Annotated in this window: 20 protein-coding genes; 7 read left to right on the top strand and 13 right to left on the bottom strand. The window is 62.3% G+C overall.

The features are described 5' to 3' along the window. The first annotated feature begins 89 nt into the window (after positions 1-89). Entirely contained in the window at positions 90-707 is a 618-nt protein-coding gene (locus tag FJ946_RS06895; RefSeq protein ID WP_140524103.1) for an alpha-ketoglutarate-dependent dioxygenase AlkB, read from the top strand. On the opposite strand, the gene FJ946_RS06900 is transcribed toward FJ946_RS06895, so the two are convergent. The 10 genes from FJ946_RS06900 to hisB form a co-directional block, all read right to left on the bottom strand. Continuing rightward, entirely contained in the window at positions 701-2,293 is a 1,593-nt protein-coding gene (locus tag FJ946_RS06900) for a hypothetical protein (protein WP_140554567.1), read from the bottom strand. The two genes, FJ946_RS06895 and FJ946_RS06900, sit on opposite strands and share 7 nt — an antisense overlap. Before the next feature lie 143 nt (positions 2,294-2,436). Next, positions 2,437-3,396 carry a type I pantothenate kinase gene (coaA, locus tag FJ946_RS06905; RefSeq protein WP_140491197.1) on the bottom strand — a complete coding sequence of 320 codons (960 nt, stop codon included), beginning with the start codon at positions 3,394-3,396 and terminating at the stop codon, positions 2,437-2,439. Between the two features lie 23 nt (positions 3,397-3,419). Next, positions 3,420-3,743, bottom strand: coding sequence for a phosphoribosyl-ATP diphosphatase (locus tag FJ946_RS06910; protein WP_140524106.1), 324 nt, complete (start codon positions 3,741-3,743; stop codon positions 3,420-3,422). A gap of 33 nt (positions 3,744-3,776) precedes the next feature. Further along, on the bottom strand, positions 3,777-4,571 hold the full coding sequence (hisF, locus tag FJ946_RS06915) for an imidazole glycerol phosphate synthase subunit HisF (protein ID WP_181167605.1): 795 nt from the start codon (positions 4,569-4,571) through the stop codon (positions 3,777-3,779). Next, positions 4,568-5,404, bottom strand: a complete 837-nt coding sequence (locus FJ946_RS06920; RefSeq protein WP_140563527.1) for an arginase family protein — start codon at positions 5,402-5,404, stop codon at positions 4,568-4,570. The genes hisF and FJ946_RS06920 overlap by 4 nt, the downstream gene beginning before the upstream one ends. After that, the gene (gene hisA / locus FJ946_RS06925) at positions 5,401-6,150 is read right to left on the bottom strand and encodes a 1-(5-phosphoribosyl)-5-[(5-phosphoribosylamino)methylideneamino]imidazole-4-carboxamide isomerase (RefSeq protein ID WP_140491204.1); all 750 of its coding nucleotides are present in this window, start codon (positions 6,148-6,150) and stop codon (positions 5,401-5,403) included. Before hisA ends, FJ946_RS06920 begins: the two co-directional genes overlap by 4 nt. A gap of 4 nt (positions 6,151-6,154) precedes the next feature. Next, positions 6,155-6,445 carry a DUF1330 domain-containing protein gene (locus FJ946_RS06930; protein ID WP_140491206.1) on the bottom strand — a complete coding sequence of 97 codons (291 nt, stop codon included), beginning with the start codon at positions 6,443-6,445 and terminating at the stop codon, positions 6,155-6,157. 6 nt (positions 6,446-6,451) lie between these two features. After that, complete coding sequence (hisH, locus tag FJ946_RS06935) at positions 6,452-7,102, bottom strand: imidazole glycerol phosphate synthase subunit HisH (RefSeq protein WP_140491209.1); 651 nt, start codon at positions 7,100-7,102, stop codon at positions 6,452-6,454. Between the two features lies 1 nt (position 7,103). Further along, entirely contained in the window at positions 7,104-7,580 is a 477-nt protein-coding gene (locus FJ946_RS06940) for a DUF2628 domain-containing protein (protein WP_140563529.1), read from the bottom strand. Between the two features lie 3 nt (positions 7,581-7,583). Beyond that, positions 7,584-8,183 carry an imidazoleglycerol-phosphate dehydratase HisB gene (hisB, locus tag FJ946_RS06945; RefSeq protein ID WP_140491213.1) on the bottom strand — a complete coding sequence of 200 codons (600 nt, stop codon included), beginning with the start codon at positions 8,181-8,183 and terminating at the stop codon, positions 7,584-7,586. Positions 8,184-8,396: 213 nt separating this feature from the next. Between hisB and hslV the strand changes: the two genes are divergently transcribed. The 5 genes from hslV (at position 8,397) to FJ946_RS06970 (ending at position 12,597) form a co-directional block, all read left to right on the top strand. Continuing rightward, positions 8,397-8,948, top strand: a complete 552-nt coding sequence (hslV, locus tag FJ946_RS06950; protein ID WP_140563531.1) for an ATP-dependent protease subunit HslV — start codon at positions 8,397-8,399, stop codon at positions 8,946-8,948. A 74-nt stretch (positions 8,949-9,022) separates the two neighbouring features. Next, the gene (locus FJ946_RS06955) at positions 9,023-9,556 is read left to right on the top strand and encodes a GNAT family N-acetyltransferase (protein ID WP_140524120.1); all 534 of its coding nucleotides are present in this window, start codon (positions 9,023-9,025) and stop codon (positions 9,554-9,556) included. A gap of 3 nt (positions 9,557-9,559) precedes the next feature. Further along, positions 9,560-10,159 carry a DUF2585 domain-containing protein gene (locus FJ946_RS06960; protein WP_140563533.1) on the top strand — a complete coding sequence of 200 codons (600 nt, stop codon included), beginning with the start codon at positions 9,560-9,562 and terminating at the stop codon, positions 10,157-10,159. A 4-nt stretch (positions 10,160-10,163) separates the two neighbouring features. Next, entirely contained in the window at positions 10,164-11,474 is a 1,311-nt protein-coding gene (gene hslU / locus FJ946_RS06965; protein WP_140517738.1) for an ATP-dependent protease ATPase subunit HslU, read from the top strand. A 163-nt stretch (positions 11,475-11,637) separates the two neighbouring features. Further along, positions 11,638-12,597, top strand: coding sequence for a DUF1402 family protein (locus FJ946_RS06970; RefSeq protein ID WP_140524122.1), 960 nt, complete (start codon positions 11,638-11,640; stop codon positions 12,595-12,597). Between the two features lie 69 nt (positions 12,598-12,666). On the opposite strand, the gene FJ946_RS06975 is transcribed toward FJ946_RS06970, so the two are convergent. The 3 genes from FJ946_RS06975 to FJ946_RS06985 are packed head-to-tail and all read right to left on the bottom strand — an operon-like array spanning position 12,667 to position 15,359. Further along, positions 12,667-13,905: an FAD-dependent oxidoreductase gene (locus tag FJ946_RS06975; RefSeq protein WP_181167587.1), complete on the bottom strand. Its 1,239-nt coding sequence runs from the start codon at positions 13,903-13,905 to the stop codon at positions 12,667-12,669. After that, on the bottom strand, positions 13,902-14,216 hold the full coding sequence (locus FJ946_RS06980) for a MocE family 2Fe-2S type ferredoxin (RefSeq protein WP_140563537.1): 315 nt from the start codon (positions 14,214-14,216) through the stop codon (positions 13,902-13,904). Before FJ946_RS06980 ends, FJ946_RS06975 begins: the two co-directional genes overlap by 4 nt. A 45-nt stretch (positions 14,217-14,261) precedes the next feature. Next, positions 14,262-15,359, bottom strand: coding sequence for a fatty acid desaturase family protein (locus FJ946_RS06985; RefSeq protein ID WP_140491229.1), 1,098 nt, complete (start codon positions 15,357-15,359; stop codon positions 14,262-14,264). A gap of 166 nt (positions 15,360-15,525) precedes the next feature. On the opposite strand from FJ946_RS06985, the gene FJ946_RS06990 reads away from it, so the two are divergent. Continuing rightward, positions 15,526-16,557 (top strand): LacI family DNA-binding transcriptional regulator, encoded by a 1,032-nt coding sequence (locus tag FJ946_RS06990; protein ID WP_140563539.1) that lies wholly within the window; start codon positions 15,526-15,528, stop codon positions 16,555-16,557. Positions 16,558-16,722: the final 165 nt, after the last annotated feature.

Genomic DNA, 16,722 nt, shown 5'->3' on the forward strand with positions numbered 1-16,722 from the left:
AATTTTTCGGGAACGGCGGCTTTCGGGTCGCCGTTTTCATTTTCAGATGGCATGCTCGAACCGACGAAACGGAGCTAGCGACCGACCTCATGCTCGTTCTGCCCAAGGGCGTCCGCCACATGCCGGCCTATCTGTCCCGCGACGTGCAGGAGGCGCTGGTGGAGGATGTGAGAGGCATCGTCCAGCAGGCGCCGCTATTCGTGCCGGCCATGCCGCGCACCGGCAAGGAAATGAGCGTGCGCATGACCAATTGCGGCCCGCTCGGCTGGGTCACCGACAAGGAACGCGGCTATCGCTACCAGCCGACGCACCCCGTGACAGGGACGCCGTGGCCGCCGATCCCTGATGTGCTGATGCGGTTGTGGCGAGAGGTCTCGGCCTACCCGCATCCGCCGCAGGCATGCCTGGTCAATTTCTACGCGCCGGATGCGAAGATGGGTCTGCATCAGGACCGCGACGAGGAGGATTTCTCAGCACCCGTCGTCTCGGTCTCGCTGGGCGACGACTGCCTGTTCAGGGTCGGCCAGACGACGCGCGAGGGGGCGACCCGGTCGTTCCGGCTGAAGAGCGGCGACGTCGTCGTGCTCGGCGGCGAAGGACGCCTCTGCTTTCACGGCGTCGACCGCATCTATCCCTCGACCTCGGCGCTGCTGAAAAATGGCGGCAGGATCAATCTGACGCTGCGGCGGGTGACGAGGGGTCAGTGAGCACTGCTGCGCCGCGCATAGACCTCGATGTAGTCTCCTAGCGCGATCTCTTCGTAATTGCTCATCAAGGCCTGGAAGTCAGCGTTCTGACGCATCCAGGTAGTCCATATTGGAGGATAATTCGCTGCCAACGACAACACGGATTTCTTCTTGTCCAAGCGATCGACAAGGATGATGTCCGGCTTGTTGTCGCGGATCAAGGAGTTGACATAAAGCGTATAGTTGTCGAGGTCGTGCCGCGCTATTCGTTCGTCTTCGCCGTGATAGTTGCCTTTCATCAAACCCCAAAGCGCATGGGCGCCAACCCAATCATGAGCGTAGGCTGAAAGCCAGCGGCCATTGACCATCCTCGCCAGCGGATTCCCGACGGAAAGATCCGAACTGACCTGAACAATGGACGGCGAGGAGTATCGGGCCTTGATTGCATCGACCAGGCTCTTTTCCGGCATCTGGTAAAACTGGTGGTGCGTTACCGTGAGAGCGACAACCACGGCAAAGGCGGCGCTAGAATGAAGTCTCGCATTGGCGCGCTCCGAGGCCGCTTCTTCTCCTGAAAGCGCGAGCACTTTTTGCCGTCGCGATGCAACAGCCAACAGCATCGCGACCAGCAACGCAAGCTGATACGGATACTGGTGATTGGGCCAATATTTGCCAAGATATGCCATTGAGACAAAGAAGCCTGCGCCACTTGTTACCGCAATTGCCACATCACTTCGCCAAGCAGATTTCCGCATCTGGAAGGCTATAAAAACGACGAACACCGCAAAGGTCGGCAGCGCCAACAGAATATTTATGTTGGCCCGCAGACTGACATAGTAGCGCATCAGCAAAGGCAAGAACGTATCAAGAAATTCTGGGAACCATATTCGCACGCTGGCGAGATACCCCGTGCAGATCGCGCCTATGACGATATTCTCAACAGTCAGGCAGGCCAGAAGCGACCGCCTTCGCCAGGCGATGACAAGATAAGGCAGTGCGATGCCAAGTGCCCAGTGGGGCTTAACGAGCAGCAACACGCTTGCCGCCAGCCCAACGGTGAATGCAAGTGCAAATGGTATATGCTGGCCTTGACTATCGTTGGAACGCCACATCATCAGGAACAGCATCGGCATGAACAGCATCATACCGATATGCTCGCGTTGTCCGAAAATATTCCCTGGCATGATCAGAAGCAGAACCGCGAGCATGGGATAGACCCACTGGGTTCTGAGATCGACAAAGATCCTGCCTTTCTCGATCACAAGGGCCGACAACAAAATCGAAACGACGAAGATAAGATAGATGAAATATTCGATCGCCAATTCCGGCGAAATTCCCAACCTATGGGACAACCACACTGGTCCGATATACAGAGCGACCGAAAAAGGCGGGTTGGTTTCTAAAATGTCGACATAGAGTTTCTGACCAGAAAAAATCTTCTCGCAGATAATGATTATCCAACTCACATCGGTGTTGTCACCCGCTGTCCAAGGCATGAAAAAGGAGATCACGACGACCAGTCCAACGAGCGAGAATTGCCGCAGACTGCCGATACGGTACTGGGATGCGACCATCGCATCGAACGTTCTTGCGCCCGACAAGCTCATATGATTGCCTCTAAAAGGACGAGCCTCCGCAAAAGATTAAAGGTCATGATCGAAACTGGGACAGAGGCATAGCTGCTTGCGATCCCATTAAGATTGCATCGGAAACTAGCTCGGATAGCCTAAAGTGCCGTTAATCGCGCCAGCTAAAGCTTGCGCAGCGCCACTTCCTCGACCAGGTGGTCGGCGCCTTTGCGTAGGATCAAGTCGGCGCGGGCGCGTGTCGGCAGGATGTTTTCGCGCAGGTTCTTCAGGTTGATGTTGGTCCACAGGCCTTCGGCAATCGCCCGTGCCGAATCCTCCGACAGTTGCGAATAGCGATGGAAGAACGATTCCGGATTGCGGAAAGCGGTCTCGCGCAGCCGCATGAAGCGGGAAATGTACCATTCGTGGATCAGCTTCTCGTCGGCATCGATGTAGATGGCGAAGTCGAAGAAGTCGGACAGGAAAGGCACGATCTTGCCGTCCTGCGGCAGCTTGCCCGGCTGCAGCACATTGATGCCCTCGAAGATCAGGATGTCGGGCCGGTCGATGGTGACGAACTCGCCGGGGATGACGTCATAGGTGAGGTGCGAATAGACCGGCGCGCGGATATCTGGCAGCGCCGACTTGATGCCCGAGAGGAAGCGCAGCAGCGCGCCGACGTCGTAGCTGTCGGGAAAGCCCTTGCGCTCCATCAGGTTTTCGCGGCGCAGCACCTCGTTGGGCAACAGGAAACCGTCGGTGGTGATGAGATCGACCTTGGGGCTGGACGGCCAGCGCGCGAGCAGCTCCTTCAGCACGCGCGCCGTGGTCGATTTGCCGACCGCGACCGAACCGGCGATGCCGATGATGAAGGGCGTCTTGACCACGTCCGAGGCGTTGAAGAAAGCCTGGCGCTGCCGGAACAGCAGTTGGCTGGCCTCGACATGCGCCGACAGAAGCCGCGACAGCGACAGATAGATGCGCTTGACCTCTTCGAGATCGATTGGATCGTTCAGCGACCGCAGGCGGCGGAATTCATCCTCGCTCAGCGTCAGCGGCGTGTCGGCGCGGAATTGCGACCATTGCTCGGCCGAGAAGAAACGAAAAGGGGAATATTTCTCGGTCGGTGCGAGCTGATCCATCGAGATTCCTGCCCTCCTCGCGGTCAGCGCTTGGACCGTGACGCCTTCTCGGCGATACCCGAACGCCCGGTGCGGCTTTCGAGCTCCCTAAGCACGTCGTCCAACGGCACACCCGAAATGCCGAGAACGACGAGCCAATGATATATAAGATCGGCACTTTCCGAAACGAGCGCCTGTTTGTCGCCCTTGATGGCGGCAATCACCGTCTCGACCGCCTCTTCGCCGAGCTTCTGCGCCGCCTTCTCGATGCCGCGCGCGTAAAGCTTGGCGGTCCACGAGTCCGGATCGCCGGAATGGGCGCGTTCGCTGATGATTGTCTCCAGGTCGGAGAGTGAAAACTCAGTCATGGCGCCTTGGCCCTGTTTCTTAGCCGCAAGCCTCTAGGGCCGATCGCCCGAGGAGTCCAGCCGCATCGGCAGGCCGGCTTGCGCCATATGGGCCTTGGCCGCGGCGATCGTATAGGTACCGAAATGGAAGATGGAGGCCGCCAGCACGGCACCTGCATGACCGTCGCGAATGCCTTCGACCATATGGTCGAGCGTGCCGACACCGCCCGAAGCGATCACCGGGGCGCGCACCGCGTCCGATACCGCGCGGGTCAGCGCGATGTCGTAACCGGCCTTGGTGCCGTCGCGGTCCATCGAGGTCAACAGGATCTCGCCGGCACCGCGATCGACCATTTTCCGGGCGAATTCGATCGCATCCATGCCGGTTTTTTCCCGTCCGCCGTGGGTGAAGATCTCCCAGCGGTCGGCCTCGCCGGCGCCCGACACTTTCTTGGCGTCGATGGCGACAACGATGCACTGGTTGCCGAACTTGTCGGCGGCCTCGGCGACGAAATCCGGGTTCTTGACCGCCGCCGTGTTGATCGACACCTTGTCGGCGCCGGCCAGGAGCAATTTCCTGATATCGGCGACCTGGCGTACGCCGCCGCCGACGGTGAGCGGCATGAAGCATTGCTCGGCCGTGCGGGCGACGACATCGAAGATGGTCTCGCGATTGTCCGATGACGCGGTGATGTCGAGGAAGCAAAGCTCGTCGGCGCCGGCCGCGTCATAGGCCTTGGCGGCCTCGACCGGGTCGCCGGCATCGACGAGATCGACGAAGTTGACGCCCTTGACGACGCGGCCGCCCTTGACGTCGAGACAGGGGATGACGCGGGCTTTCAGCATCAGCGGCCTTCTATCGTGGCTATGAGATCGTTGAGCAGCTGCCCGACCAGCGGCGGCACATCGGCCTGCGCATCGAAAGCCGGATCGTAGGCGGAAACGGTGATGCCGACGATCGGCACCGCAAGCGCCATAGCGCAGGTCGCGTCGCGCAATTGTTCCGGGTTCGGCCCGCCCGGCGCTACATAGCGGTTGGCCTGCAGCGCCTCAGGGTCGTGCACGTCGAGATCGAGATGCAAGTGCACGCGTTTAGCGCCGGCGACCTTGAGTTTTTCGGTTGCCGCTGCCGCTCCCGGACATTCCGTGCGGATCACCGGCAATGCCTCCAGAAGCTGTTTCTCGTCCGGGTCGAGATCGCGGGCGTTGACGAGCACGCAGCGCGACGGATCGATCGGCTGGAAGCCGGGAATGGCCGCCGCCATCGGGCGCCAGCACAGGCCAAGCACGGTGGCCAGCGCCATGCCGTCGAGAAACCCGTATATGGATGTGTCGGGCGTGTTGAGGTCGCCGTGCTGGTCGGCCCAGATGATCGCGTCGGCGCCTTCGCCGGCGACCGCGCCGGCTGATGTCAGGCAGTTTCCGGCCAGCACGATGGGAAAGCGTCCCCTGTCGCGGGCAATGCGGACCTCGCCCGAAACGGCATTGCAGACAGCGAAACCGGTGGCGATCTCACGCTCCTGGGCATCGCCGACCTTGCCGATGTCCTCGACCGCGACATCGTGGCCGGCCATGGTCAGGGCTTCGACCAGTCCGCCCGCAATCAGCGCGTCCGGCCCCTGCCCCATGCCGCCATGATAATGGCCGCTGTCATAGGAGGCCAGGATGATCGAGACTTTCAAGATCGCATCTCCACCGGGGGCGCGCCTTTCAGGATCGCCAATGCTTCGGCCGGGTCGATACGGCCGTCGTAAAGCGCACGGCCGGAGATCGCCCCTTCGAGCTTTTGCGCGTCGGGCATGGTCATGCGCACGATGTCGGCGATCGAGGCGAGGCCGCCCGACGCGATGACGGGGATCGACACGGCATCGGCGAGGCTGATCGTGGAATCCCAGTTGATGCCGGTCAGCACGCCATCGCGGTCGATGTCGGTGTAGATGATGGCGGCGACGCCGGCGCCTTCGAATTTCCTGGCTAGCTCAACGACGCCGAGGCTCGACGCTTCGGCCCAGCCCTCGACCGCCACCTTGCCGCCCTTGGCGTCGATGCCGACGGCGACCTTGCCCGGAAAGGCCTTGCAAGCCTGCCTGACCAGGTCCGGATCGCGCACGGCCACGGTGCCGAGAATGACACGGGCAAGCCCGCGGTCGAGCCAATCCTCGATCTGCTCGAGCGTGCGGATGCCGCCGCCGAGCTGCACCGGGTTCTTGGTCGCCTTGAGGATGGCGCCGACCGCGGCGCTGTTGACGCTCTGACCCTGGAAGGCGCCATTGAGGTCGACGACATGCAGCCATTCGAAGCCCTGCTCTTCAAATGCCTTTGCCTGGGCGGCCGGGTCGTCGTTGTAGATGGTCGCGGTCGCCATGTCGCCGTGCCTGAGGCGCACGCACTGGCCGTCCTTGAGGTCGATTGCCGGAAACAGGATCATTTTCTCAGGCGCCTTCGACAATGACAAAATGGCCGGTCGAGGCGGCAAGCCGGAATTTAGAGGCCTGCTGATATTCCGGCGAATGATAGCATTCGACGGCCTTGGCGTAGGATTCGAACTCGACCAGGACGTGGCGGTTGCCGGTTGGCCCTTCCGGGCTCTCGTGGCGTCCCGCCCGCACGACGAATTTCGCGCCGTACTTGGCGAAGGCAACGGCATTCGCCTCGATATACCGCTTGTACAGATCGGGATCGCGAACATCGATCATCGCCATCCAATAGCCCTTCTTGCTCATGGCTCCTCAAGGCCTCCAGCGCAGGAAATTGGTGATCAGGGCGAGGCCCAGCGCCTGGCTCTTCTCTGGGTGGAACTGCGTGCCGACGAGATTGTCGCGGGCGACGGTCGCCGTTACCGGGCCGCCATAGTCGGCGATCGCCAGCACCTCGTCGGGCTTGCGCGCATCGAGATGATAGGAATGGACGAAATAGGCGTGCAGGCCGGTTGGCCCGGTTGGAACGCCGGAGAACAGCGGATGCTTGCGCATCAGCTCGATCGTGTTCCAGCCGATCTGCGGGATCTTCAGTGCCGGATCGGCCGGCGTGATCTCCTTCACGTCACCTGATATCCAGCCAAAGCCATCGGTGATCGTCTTTTCGAGGCCGCGCTGCGACATCAGCTGCATGCCGACGCAGATGCCGAGGAAAGGACGCCCCTTGGCGATGGCGACTTCCTCGACAGCTTCCCACATGCCGGGGACGGCACGCAGGCCGGCCGCGCAATCGGCATAGGCGCCGACGCCGGGCAGCACGATGCGGTCGGCCGTGCGCACCCGCTCGGCGTCGGCGGTCAGGTCGATGCCGGCGGCGATGCCCGCCTCGCGCGCCGCGCGCTCGAAGGCTTTGGTGGCCGAGCGCAAATTGCCCGAGCCGTAATCGATGATCGCAACGCGCATGTCAGCGCCTTCCCGGAATGTGGGTCAGCCCAAGCGCCATGCCCGGCTGCGCCGGGCGCGCCAGGGCGGCGTCCGGCACCATGCGCGGCGCAGGCTCGGCTTCATCCGCATGCCGCTCGGCCTCCAGGGCAAAGCGCGCATCGGCATCGTCGAGCCAACCGGCTTCGACCACCCCGCATTCGCGCCAGCCGCGGCGGCGGAGCGCCGCGATGCGCAGCGCCTGCCCTTCCAAGCCGACATAGAGCGAGACAAGCAGGGACAGCAGCGAACCGGCCAACCCGAGACCGAGCCTTTCGCCAAGCATCGAAAGCACCGCCATGACAATGAAGGTGAGTGCCGCTTCGATCCACAGCCGATGCCAGGCGAACCACAGCGGCGGCACCAGCAGGCCGAGCCAGGTGAAGCCGTCGCGGACAAGCGCCGTCGCATCGGCCTTTTCGCCAGGGCCCGGCGGTTCCATCACGACATAGCTGGCCATGACCTATCCCTTCAACGATCCCTTGGTGGAGGGAACCGCGTCCGGCTGGCGCGGATCGCGCTCCAGTGCTGTCCGCAGCGCACGCGCCACCGCCTTGAAGCAGGTTTCGGCGATGTGGTGGTTGTTGGCGCCATAGTGATTGGTGACATGCAACGTGATGCCGGCGTTCTGTGCCAGCGCCTGGAAGAATTCGCGCACCAGCTCGGTGTCGAAGGTGCCGATCTTGGGCGAGGAAAACGAAACGTTCCACACCAGGAAGGGACGGCCGGAGACATCGATCGCCGCGCGCGTCAGCGTCTCGTCCATGGCAAGATCGATCGAGGCATAGCGCATGATGCCGCGCCGCTCGCCCAGCGCCTTGGCCAGCGCCTGGCCGAGCGCGATGCCGGTGTCCTCGACCGTGTGGTGGTCGTCTATGTGCAGGTCGCCCTTGGCCCGAACGGTCATGTCGATCAGCGAATGGCGCGAAAGCTGGTCGAGCATATGATCGAAGAAGCCGACGCCGGTCACGATGTCCGATTTGCCGGAGCCGTCGACATGGACCGACACGGCAATGTCGGTTTCCCTGGTCTTGCGGCTGATTTCGGCGGAACGGGGCGACATGGCCTTGTCCTTGTCCGTGAGTTTAAGCGCTTCAGGCGTTCGCCTGCTTGAAAACGAAAGCCTTCTAGCAGCATGATCCGGCGATTGCCAGTTGCGATCCAGGCCGGTATCGAGCGTTTGCAATCACCGCCCCCATGCATACATATGGGCTGATCAAAGTCACTCGTACCGCGCCAATCGCCTTTTGAGGGATGGCGCGAATCGGAGCAGCAAATGTCCAATGAACTGACCATGCACGCCACGACTATCGTGACGGTGCGCAAGGGCAACAAGGTGGTGATCGCCGGCGATGGCCAGGTCAGCCTTGGCCAGACCATCATGAAGGGCAACGCGAGAAAGGTGCGCCGCATCGGCAAGGATGGCAACGTGATCGCCGGTTTCGCCGGTGCCACGGCGGACGCCTTCACGCTTCTGGAGCGGCTCGAAGCCAAGCTCGAACAATATCCCGACCAGTTGACGCGCGCCTGTGTCGAACTCGCCAAGGACTGGCGCACCGACCGCTATCTGCGCCGGCTGGAAGCGATGATGCTGGTGGCCGACAAGTCGGTCTCGCTGGCGCTGACCGGCACCGGCGACGTGCTCGAGCCCGAGCATGGCGTCATGGCCATCGGTTCAGGCGGCAACTATGCGCTGGCTGCGGCCCGCGCCTTGATGGACAGCGACAAGGATGCCGAGGAGATCGCGCGCAAGGCGATGCAGATCGCCTCCGACATCTGCGTCTACACCAACAACAATTTCGTCGTCGAAACACTCGATGCCGCCTGAAACAGGCCGGCGTCCATGATCCCGATCCGAAAGACCGCGCAAGCGAAAAATGGAGGCCGGCTTCGGAGAAGATCATGGAAAGACACGAACATAGCTACGATTTTCGGCCGGTGACCCAGAAGGACCTGCCGATGATCGCCGGCTGGCTCGCCGAACCGCATGTCGCTCAGTGGTGGGACGATCCAGAGACGGAAATCGCCGAGATTCGCGATCATATCGATTCGATTTCCGTCGAACCGCTGATCGTGGAACTCGACGGCACGCCGATCGCTTACCTGCAAAGCTACGATCCACACCTGGAAGAAGACCACCCTTATGCCGACCAGCCGTTCGGGACGCTCGGCATCGACCTGTCGATCGGCCGGCCGGAACTGGTCGGCATCGGCCATGGCTCGGCGATGGTGCGCCAGTTCGTCGAGCAGTTATTCGAGGAAGGCGTGCCGCGCGTCATCATCGATCCCGACCCATCCAATGGACGCGCCATCCGCGCCTATGAAAAGGCGGGATTCCGCGCAATTGATCGCCGGCAATCCAGATATGGCGACGTCTTGCTGATGGCAATCGATGCGCACGAGAGGCAAGCGGGCGACACGGAAGCGGGGAACTGACGGATGAACGCAGTTGGCGAGGACAGAGCGCTCTCGGCCTATGAAGACAGCTGGCGGATGGGGCTTCTGCTCGTGCTCGCCCTGATCATCTTCCAGGCTGGAGCCCTCTATGGCATGGGGCATCCGCCGATCTGCACCTGTGGCTATGTCAAGCTCTGGCACGGCGTGGTGAACAGTTCCGAAAATTCCCAGCATATATCGGACTGGTACACGTTCTCGCATATCATCCACGGCTTCCTGTTCTATGCGCTGGCTAGGTTCCTGTTTCCGCGTTCGCCGGTCGGCTTGCGGCTGGCTTTCGCCGTCTTCATAGAAGGCGGCTGGGAGCTGATCGAGAACAGCCCGTTCATCATAGAGCGCTACCGCGCCGGCACCATCTCGCTCGACTATTACGGCGACAGCATCATCAATTCGGTGTCGGACACGCTGGCCATGGTGCTGGGATTTGTGATGGCGCGAAGGCTACCTATATGGGTGATCGTCAGCCTCGCCATCCTTTTCGAACTGGGTACGGGCTACCTTATCCGGGACAATCTGACACTCAACGTGATCATGCTGCTGCATCCGTTCGAGGCCATCAAGCAGTGGCAAAGTGGAATTTAGTGATATGAGCACATTTTCTCCCCGCGAAATCGTTTCGGAACTCGACCGCTTCATCATTGGCCAGAAAGACGCCAAGCGTGCCGTGGCCATCGCCTTGCGCAACCGCTGGCGCCGCCAGCAGCTGGAAGGCCAGATGCGCGAAGAGGTGATGCCGAAGAACATCCTCATGATCGGGCCGACCGGCGTCGGCAAGACCGAAATCTCGCGCCGCCTGGCGCGGCTGGCCGGTGCGCCCTTCGTCAAGGTCGAGGCAACCAAATTCACCGAGGTCGGCTATGTCGGCCGCGATGTCGAGCAGATCGTGCGCGACCTCGTCGAGGTCGCCATCGGCCTGGTGCGCGAGAAGATGCGTGAGGACGTCAAGGCGCGCGCCCATGTCAACGCCGAGGAACGCGTGCTGGAGGCGCTGGTCGGCAAGACTGCCAGCCCTGCGACGCGCGATTCTTTCCGCAAGAAGCTGCGCGAGGGCGAACTCGACGACAAGGAGATCGAGATCGAAGTGGCCGACACCGGCAATGGCGGCATGCCCGGCTTCGAGATTCCCGGCATGCCGGGCGCCAATATCGGCGTGCTCAATATCAACGACATGCTGTCCAAGGCAATGGGCGGCAAGAAGACCAAATTGCGCAAGACGACGGTGAAGGAATCCTACGACCTGCTGGTCAACGACGAGTCCGACAAGCTGCTCGACCAGGACGAGGTGGTTCGCCGGGCGCTGGACGCCGCGGAAAATGACGGCATCGTCTTCCTCGACGAGATCGACAAGATTGCGGCCCGGTCGGACATCTCCGGCGGCCCTTCGCGCGAAGGCGTGCAGCGCGACTTGCTGCCGCTGGTCGAAGGCACCACGGTGGCGACCAAATATGGGCCGTTGAAGACCGATCACATCCTGTTCATCGCATCGGGTGCGTTCCACGTCTCGAAGCCGTCCGACCTTTTGCCAGAGCTGCAGGGCCGCCTGCCTATCCGCGTCGAATTGCGCGCCCTGGAAAAGGAGGACTTCGTTCGTATCCTGACCGAGACGGAAGCGAGCCTCATCAAGCAGTATATCGCGCTGATGAAGACCGAAGGCGTCGACCTGACCTTCACCGACGACGCCATCGATTCGCTCGCCGGCATCGCCGTCGACCTCAACGCCAGCGTCGAGAACATCGGCGCGAGGCGTTTGCAGACGGTGATGGAGCGCGTGCTGGACGAGATCTCCTACGACGCGCCGGACCGCAACGGCACTGCGGTGACCATCGACGCCGCCTATGTGGAGAAACATGTCGGCGACTTGTCGAGGAACACCGATCTGTCGCGCTTCATTCTTTGAGCAGGCGCGCGCCGGATCGTTCCGGCGCCTGTCGGGCGAATGGATCATGTGTGGCCGGATGGTATCATTCGGCCACCTTTCGTTCTGCCGAGCGCAGGGCCGCTCTCGACTCGACCAGGAGCTTTACCTAGTTTGCGCGGCAATTCTCTAGGCGGCGGGGCGCATGAAAAAACTCATCCCAGTCATTCTCGGCTTGACGCTGGCGGCAACGCTGTTCGGCGCCGACGCGGCAACCCTGGTGCCGCCGGGAAACCGCAATGCCGAGCAGCCCAGCATTCCGGGAGCCTCGAGCCGGCGCACGCAGGCCACCAACACCACGTTCCAGGCAAAATACCGCAAGGTCTATGCGCTGCTGCAGAACGACGCCGACCTGCGCGGCAAGATCAAGAAGGCGGCAAGCGTCTACGGCATCGATCCAATGCACATTGTCGGCGCCATCGTCGGCGAGCACACCTACAATGTCGACGCCTACGACCGGCTGCAGACCTACTACGTCAAGGCGATCTCCTATCTCTCCAGCAAACTGTCCTTCGCCTATGACGGCGAGGGCATCACGGATTTCGTGCAGCGGCCGGAATTCAGGAAATGCGCCGGAATGTCCGACAGTTACGATTTATGGGAATGCCGCGAGCAGGTGTGGAACCGTTCGTTTCGCGGAAAGACGGTGGGCGGCGAGGATTTCCCCAACGACCGTTTCGGCGCCACTTTCTTCCAGCCCTACTATGCCGGCCAGACCTTTGGTCTCGGCCAGCTCAATCCGCTGACCGCGCTCCAGATGAGCGATCTCGTGCACAAGGTTTCCGGCCTGCCCAAGCTCGACGTCGGCGATCCCAATGCGGTCTACAAGACCATCATGGATCCCGACCTGACGCTGCCCTACGTCGCCGCGACGATCCGGAAATCGATCGACGCCTACAAGAGCATCGCCGGCTTCGACATTTCGAGCAATCCGGGCCTGACCGCCACGCTCTACAATGTCGGCAATCCCGAGCAGCGCGCCTATGCGCTGAAGGCGGAGAACGAGAAGCGCAGCGCCGCCGGCGAGCCGGTGAAGCTGCCGGAGGAGAATTATTACGGCTGGCTGGTCAATGACAAACTACCGGAGCTGAAGGCGCTGTTTTAGGGAGCTCAGGCGCGCTGACGTTAATTTGCCAACGCCTGCGCCGCAGACCCTGACAATTGGCGTTGCATCCTACGCCGCCAGCAGCGACTTCAATTTCACCGCCTGCGAACCGAGCGCTTCCGGCGCCGGCCTCGCCCGTTTGCCGATCAGCATCTCCGCCAGCCTGATATCGCGGGCGACCGCATTGCCCGGCCCGATGCCGCTGGCGGCCACCAGCCTGCCGTCCTCGGCAAGATGAAAGAGGATGAAGGCGTGATCGCCGAGATCGCGGCGCACCGTGCTGCGGCCTTCGTCGGAAAGCCCCGCGATCTGCAGGGACAGGCCGTATTGATCCGACCAGAACCACGGCACCGCCGCATGTGCTTCGCCGGCGCCGAGCATGTTTTTTGCCGCCAGCGCGCCTTGTTCCTGGGCGTTGCGCCAGGCCTCCAGCCGCACGCGACGGCCGCCATAGACGGCAAGCGGGAACGAACAGCAATCGCCGGCAGCGAAGATGTCGGGGTCGCTGCTGCGCAGTTCGGCGTCGACTGATATGCCGTTGTCGATGGCCAGTCCCGCTTCGGCGGCAAGAGCCGTCACCGGCACGGCGCCGATGCCGATGATGGTGAGATCGGCGAGGATTTCGCGGCCGCCGGCAAGCGCGATGCGCACCTGCCTGCCGTCGTCGGCGATCAAGGCAATGCCTTCGCCGCACGCTATGTCGACGCCTTCGGCGACGTGGGTGTCATGGACGACCTTGGCGATCTCGGCCGGTACGCCGCGCATCAGGATGCGCGGCTGCGCCTCGATGACGGTGACCGCGGCACCGAGCTTGCGGGCCACCGCGGCGAGCTCGAGCCCGATGAAGCCGCCGCCGATGACGGCAATGCGGTTACCCGCCTTGAGATGGGCGCGGATAGCCAGCGCATCGGCGAAGGTCCTGAGGTAGACGCAGCGCCCGCCAAGGCCGGGCATCGGCAGTTTGCGCGGCGTCGAGCCCGTCGCCAGCAGCAGCTTGTCATAGGGCAGGACCGAACCGTCCGACAGGCGCACAGTATACGCGGCGCGATCGATCGCTGCAGCCTGAATGGAATGGATATGCCGGATCGACTTTTCGGCGAGGATCTCGTCGCTGGCGATCGCCTTGATCTCGGGCGCGCCGCCGGCCATGGCGTCCTTGGACAGAGGCGGCCGTTCATAGGGCAGATGCGGCTCGTCGCCGACCAGCGTCACTGGTCCCTCATAGCCGAGGTCACGCAATGTAAGCGCTGCCCGGCCGCCGCATTCCCCGGCGCCGATGATGACCATTCCGCGCGTCATACCGGTCATCCGATCTGGACGAGGACGCTGCCGGCCTCGACCTTGACCGGATAGGTCCTGAGGTTGACGCAGGCCGGCGCACCCTTGGCCTGGCCTGTCTTGTAGTTGAAGCGGCCATTGTGCTTGGGGCATTCGATGATGTCGTCCATGACGAGCCCGTCGGCGAGATGCACCTTTTCGTGCGTACAAAGGCCGTCGGTGGCGAAATACTCGTCATCGGGGCTGCGATAGATGGCGTAGCTGCGGCCGCCGTGATCGAGCCGCATCACATCTTCTTCGTCGATGTCTCCCACGGCACAGGCCTCGACCCAGTCGCTCATACATTTCTCCCGCGAAATTTCCCGATCGCGCCTCACGGGCGGATATCACTCCGCCGCGGCGTTGAAGGCAGCATTGTCGTTGTGCAGATCCTCGCGATACGGCCTGGCCGTTGGCGGCAGCTCGCGCTTGAGGAAATAATCCTCGTTGCGCAACTGGCGCCAGAAGACAGGCAGCATCTCGCGATAGCCGGCCAGGATCGAGGGCGTCGGCGCCGGCAAATCATGCTTGATCAGTTCATGCAGCTTCGGCAGCGCATGGTAGGGCACCATCGGGAACATATGATGCTCGACGTGGTAGTTCATGTTCCAGTAGATGAAACGGCTGATCGGGTTCATGTAGACGGTGCGGCTGTTCAGCCGATGGTCGGTGACGTTGTCGGCAAGACCGCCATGCTGCAGCAGGCCGACCATGACGTGGTGCCAGGCGCCATAGAGCCTGGGCAGGCCGACCAGCATCAAGGGCAGGAACGAGCCGGTATAGAGCGCCAGCGCGATGGTTGCGGCATAGATCGCGGTCCAGATGCGGGCGATGCGGATCGCTTTCGGCTGTTCCTGCTCGGGAATAAAGGTCTTTTCGGCCGCGCTGATGTTGCCGGCGGCGTTGCGCAGCATGTCTGACATCGCATGCCAGGCGTCGAGCACGCCGACAAAGCCGAGGATGGCGCGCACCAGGTCCGGCGGCCGCATGACCGAGATTTCCGGATCGCGGCCGACGATGATGGTGTCGGTGTGATGGCGCGTGTGGCTCCAGCGCCAGGTCACCGGGTTGCGCATGATCATGAAGCAGGCGACCTGATAGACCCAATCATTCATCCACTGCGTGCGGAAGGCCGTACCATGGCCGCATTCGTGCCAGCGGGAATCCGTGGACGAGCCGTAGAGCACGCCATAGGCGAAGAAGAACGGCACGCACCACCAGGTGCCCCAGAACCAGGCACCGCCGGCGCCGCTGACGATGAGCGCGGCGATCCAGATCGCCGTGTCGCGGAGCGCGGGCGCGTCGGAGCGCTGCATCAGCTCCTTCATCTGCTTGCGGGGAATGTCGGTGTGATACCATTCGGCCGCCGACAGGCCGGTCTCGACGGCCAGCCTGGCGTCGCGGCCGATCAGGCTGTAGTCACGCCGGGACGGCGCAGCATGCATGGTTGCCTCCCTCGGCAAGGGCATCCGCCACGCGAATGCCCGACATTTCCTGACTTCGAGGCTGAAAATAACGCCAGCTCATGATAGACTCAACATCATAAAGATAGTTTCTATCATTTCCTATCATCAAGATGTAGGAAAGATGCACGGTCAAATGAGGACAGACATGGCGAAACGGCCGACCATATCAGATCTGGCGCGCATCTCCGGCGTCAGCGTCGCCACGGTGGACCGGGTACTCAACAGCCGCCTGCCTGTGCGCGAGGAAACGGCGCGCCGCGTCTATGACGCCGCGACCGAGATCGGCTATCACGCCGCAGGCCTGATCAAGCAGCGTATGCGCCAGGAATTGCCCGAGTATCGGCTGGGTTTCCTGCTGCTTCGGGGCAATGACGTTTTCTATGGCGATTTCGCGCGGGAACTCGAACTCGCGGTCGCACAATCGCAGCGCTTCCGTGGCGTCGCAACCATCGATTTCGCCAGCTCCCTGGCCCCGGATGAGATCGCCGCCCAGACGCGCAGGCTGGCGGCGAAATCGCGGGCGATCGCCGTGGTCGGCCCTGATCATCCGACGCTGACGGCGGTCGTGGAGGCGCTAAAGGCCAGGGGGCAGCCGGTCTTCTCCCTGCTGTCCGACTTCGCCGCCGGCATCCGCGAAGGCTATGTCGGGCTCGACAACCGCAAGGTCGGCCGCACCGCCGCCTGGATGATCTCGAAGGCTGCGAGGAAGCCCGGCAAGGTCGCCCTTTTTGTCGGCAGCCATCGCTTCCACGGCCATGAGCTGCGTGAGATCGGCTTCCGCTCCTTCTTTCGCGAGCATGCGCCGGACTTCAACGTGCTGGAGACGCTGGTCAATCTGGAGGCCAACCAGGTGACCCATGATGCGACGATCGATCTTCTGGGGCGATATCCGGATCTTGTCGGCTGCTACGTCGCCGGCGGCGGCATGGAGGGCGCCGTCTCGGCGCTGCGGACAGCGAAGCCCGCAAGCATGCCGGTGGTCGTCTGCAACGAGATCAACGCCGAATCGCGCGCCGCGCTTGCCGACAACATCCTGACGATGGTGATCTCGACGCCGCTTGCCGCGCTCTGTCGCGAGCTCGTCGATCGGATGGCGCATGCCATCGAAACTGGCGCGGCCAATGCGCCGGGCCAGACATTCCTCCCCTTCGACATCTATTTGCCGGAAAACATCTGAAGCCATTTCAGGAATGCGCAGCGGTTTTCCGTCCAGGTCGCGTCAGGACGGAAGGTAGGGCGTTTCCATGAAACGATAAAACCCTCGGGCAGCCCGGTCTGCCGCAAACCAGCCGCCTGAAATGATAGAATCCATCAGAGGCAGCCGAAAATCGCACGCCCGGAT

Origin of the sequence: Mesorhizobium sp. B2-4-7 (assembly GCF_006442685.1) — a bacterium.
Classification (GTDB): Bacteria; Pseudomonadota; Alphaproteobacteria; order Rhizobiales; family Rhizobiaceae; genus Mesorhizobium.

What these genes read in the sequence shown, in the direction of transcription:
- FJ946_RS06895 (WP_140524103.1), top strand. Translation starts at nt 90, where the DNA reads ATGCTCGTTCTGCCCAAGGGCGTCCGCCACATGCCGGCCTATCTGTCC.
- FJ946_RS06900 (WP_140554567.1), bottom strand. Translation starts at nt 2,293, where the DNA reads ATGAGCTTGTCGGGCGCAAGAACGTTCGATGCGATGGTCGCATCCCAG.
- coaA (WP_140491197.1), bottom strand. Translation starts at nt 3,396, where the DNA reads ATGGATCAGCTCGCACCGACCGAGAAATATTCCCCTTTTCGTTTCTTC.
- FJ946_RS06910 (WP_140524106.1), bottom strand. Translation starts at nt 3,743, where the DNA reads ATGACTGAGTTTTCACTCTCCGACCTGGAGACAATCATCAGCGAACGC.
- hisA (WP_140491204.1), bottom strand. Translation starts at nt 6,150, where the DNA reads ATGATCCTGTTTCCGGCAATCGACCTCAAGGACGGCCAGTGCGTGCGC.
- FJ946_RS06930 (WP_140491206.1), bottom strand. Translation starts at nt 6,445, where the DNA reads ATGAGCAAGAAGGGCTATTGGATGGCGATGATCGATGTTCGCGATCCC.
- hisH (WP_140491209.1), bottom strand. Translation starts at nt 7,102, where the DNA reads ATGCGCGTTGCGATCATCGATTACGGCTCGGGCAATTTGCGCTCGGCC.
- FJ946_RS06940 (WP_140563529.1), bottom strand. Translation starts at nt 7,580, where the DNA reads ATGGCCAGCTATGTCGTGATGGAACCGCCGGGCCCTGGCGAAAAGGCC.
- hisB (WP_140491213.1), bottom strand. Translation starts at nt 8,183, where the DNA reads ATGTCGCCCCGTTCCGCCGAAATCAGCCGCAAGACCAGGGAAACCGAC.
- hslV (WP_140563531.1), top strand. Translation starts at nt 8,397, where the DNA reads ATGTCCAATGAACTGACCATGCACGCCACGACTATCGTGACGGTGCGC.
- FJ946_RS06955 (WP_140524120.1), top strand. Translation starts at nt 9,023, where the DNA reads ATGGAAAGACACGAACATAGCTACGATTTTCGGCCGGTGACCCAGAAG.
- FJ946_RS06960 (WP_140563533.1), top strand. Translation starts at nt 9,560, where the DNA reads ATGAACGCAGTTGGCGAGGACAGAGCGCTCTCGGCCTATGAAGACAGC.
- hslU (WP_140517738.1), top strand. Translation starts at nt 10,164, where the DNA reads ATGAGCACATTTTCTCCCCGCGAAATCGTTTCGGAACTCGACCGCTTC.
- FJ946_RS06970 (WP_140524122.1), top strand. Translation starts at nt 11,638, where the DNA reads ATGAAAAAACTCATCCCAGTCATTCTCGGCTTGACGCTGGCGGCAACG.
- FJ946_RS06975 (WP_181167587.1), bottom strand. Translation starts at nt 13,905, where the DNA reads ATGACCGGTATGACGCGCGGAATGGTCATCATCGGCGCCGGGGAATGC.
- FJ946_RS06980 (WP_140563537.1), bottom strand. Translation starts at nt 14,216, where the DNA reads ATGAGCGACTGGGTCGAGGCCTGTGCCGTGGGAGACATCGACGAAGAA.
- FJ946_RS06985 (WP_140491229.1), bottom strand. Translation starts at nt 15,359, where the DNA reads ATGCATGCTGCGCCGTCCCGGCGTGACTACAGCCTGATCGGCCGCGAC.
- FJ946_RS06990 (WP_140563539.1), top strand. Translation starts at nt 15,526, where the DNA reads ATGGCGAAACGGCCGACCATATCAGATCTGGCGCGCATCTCCGGCGTC.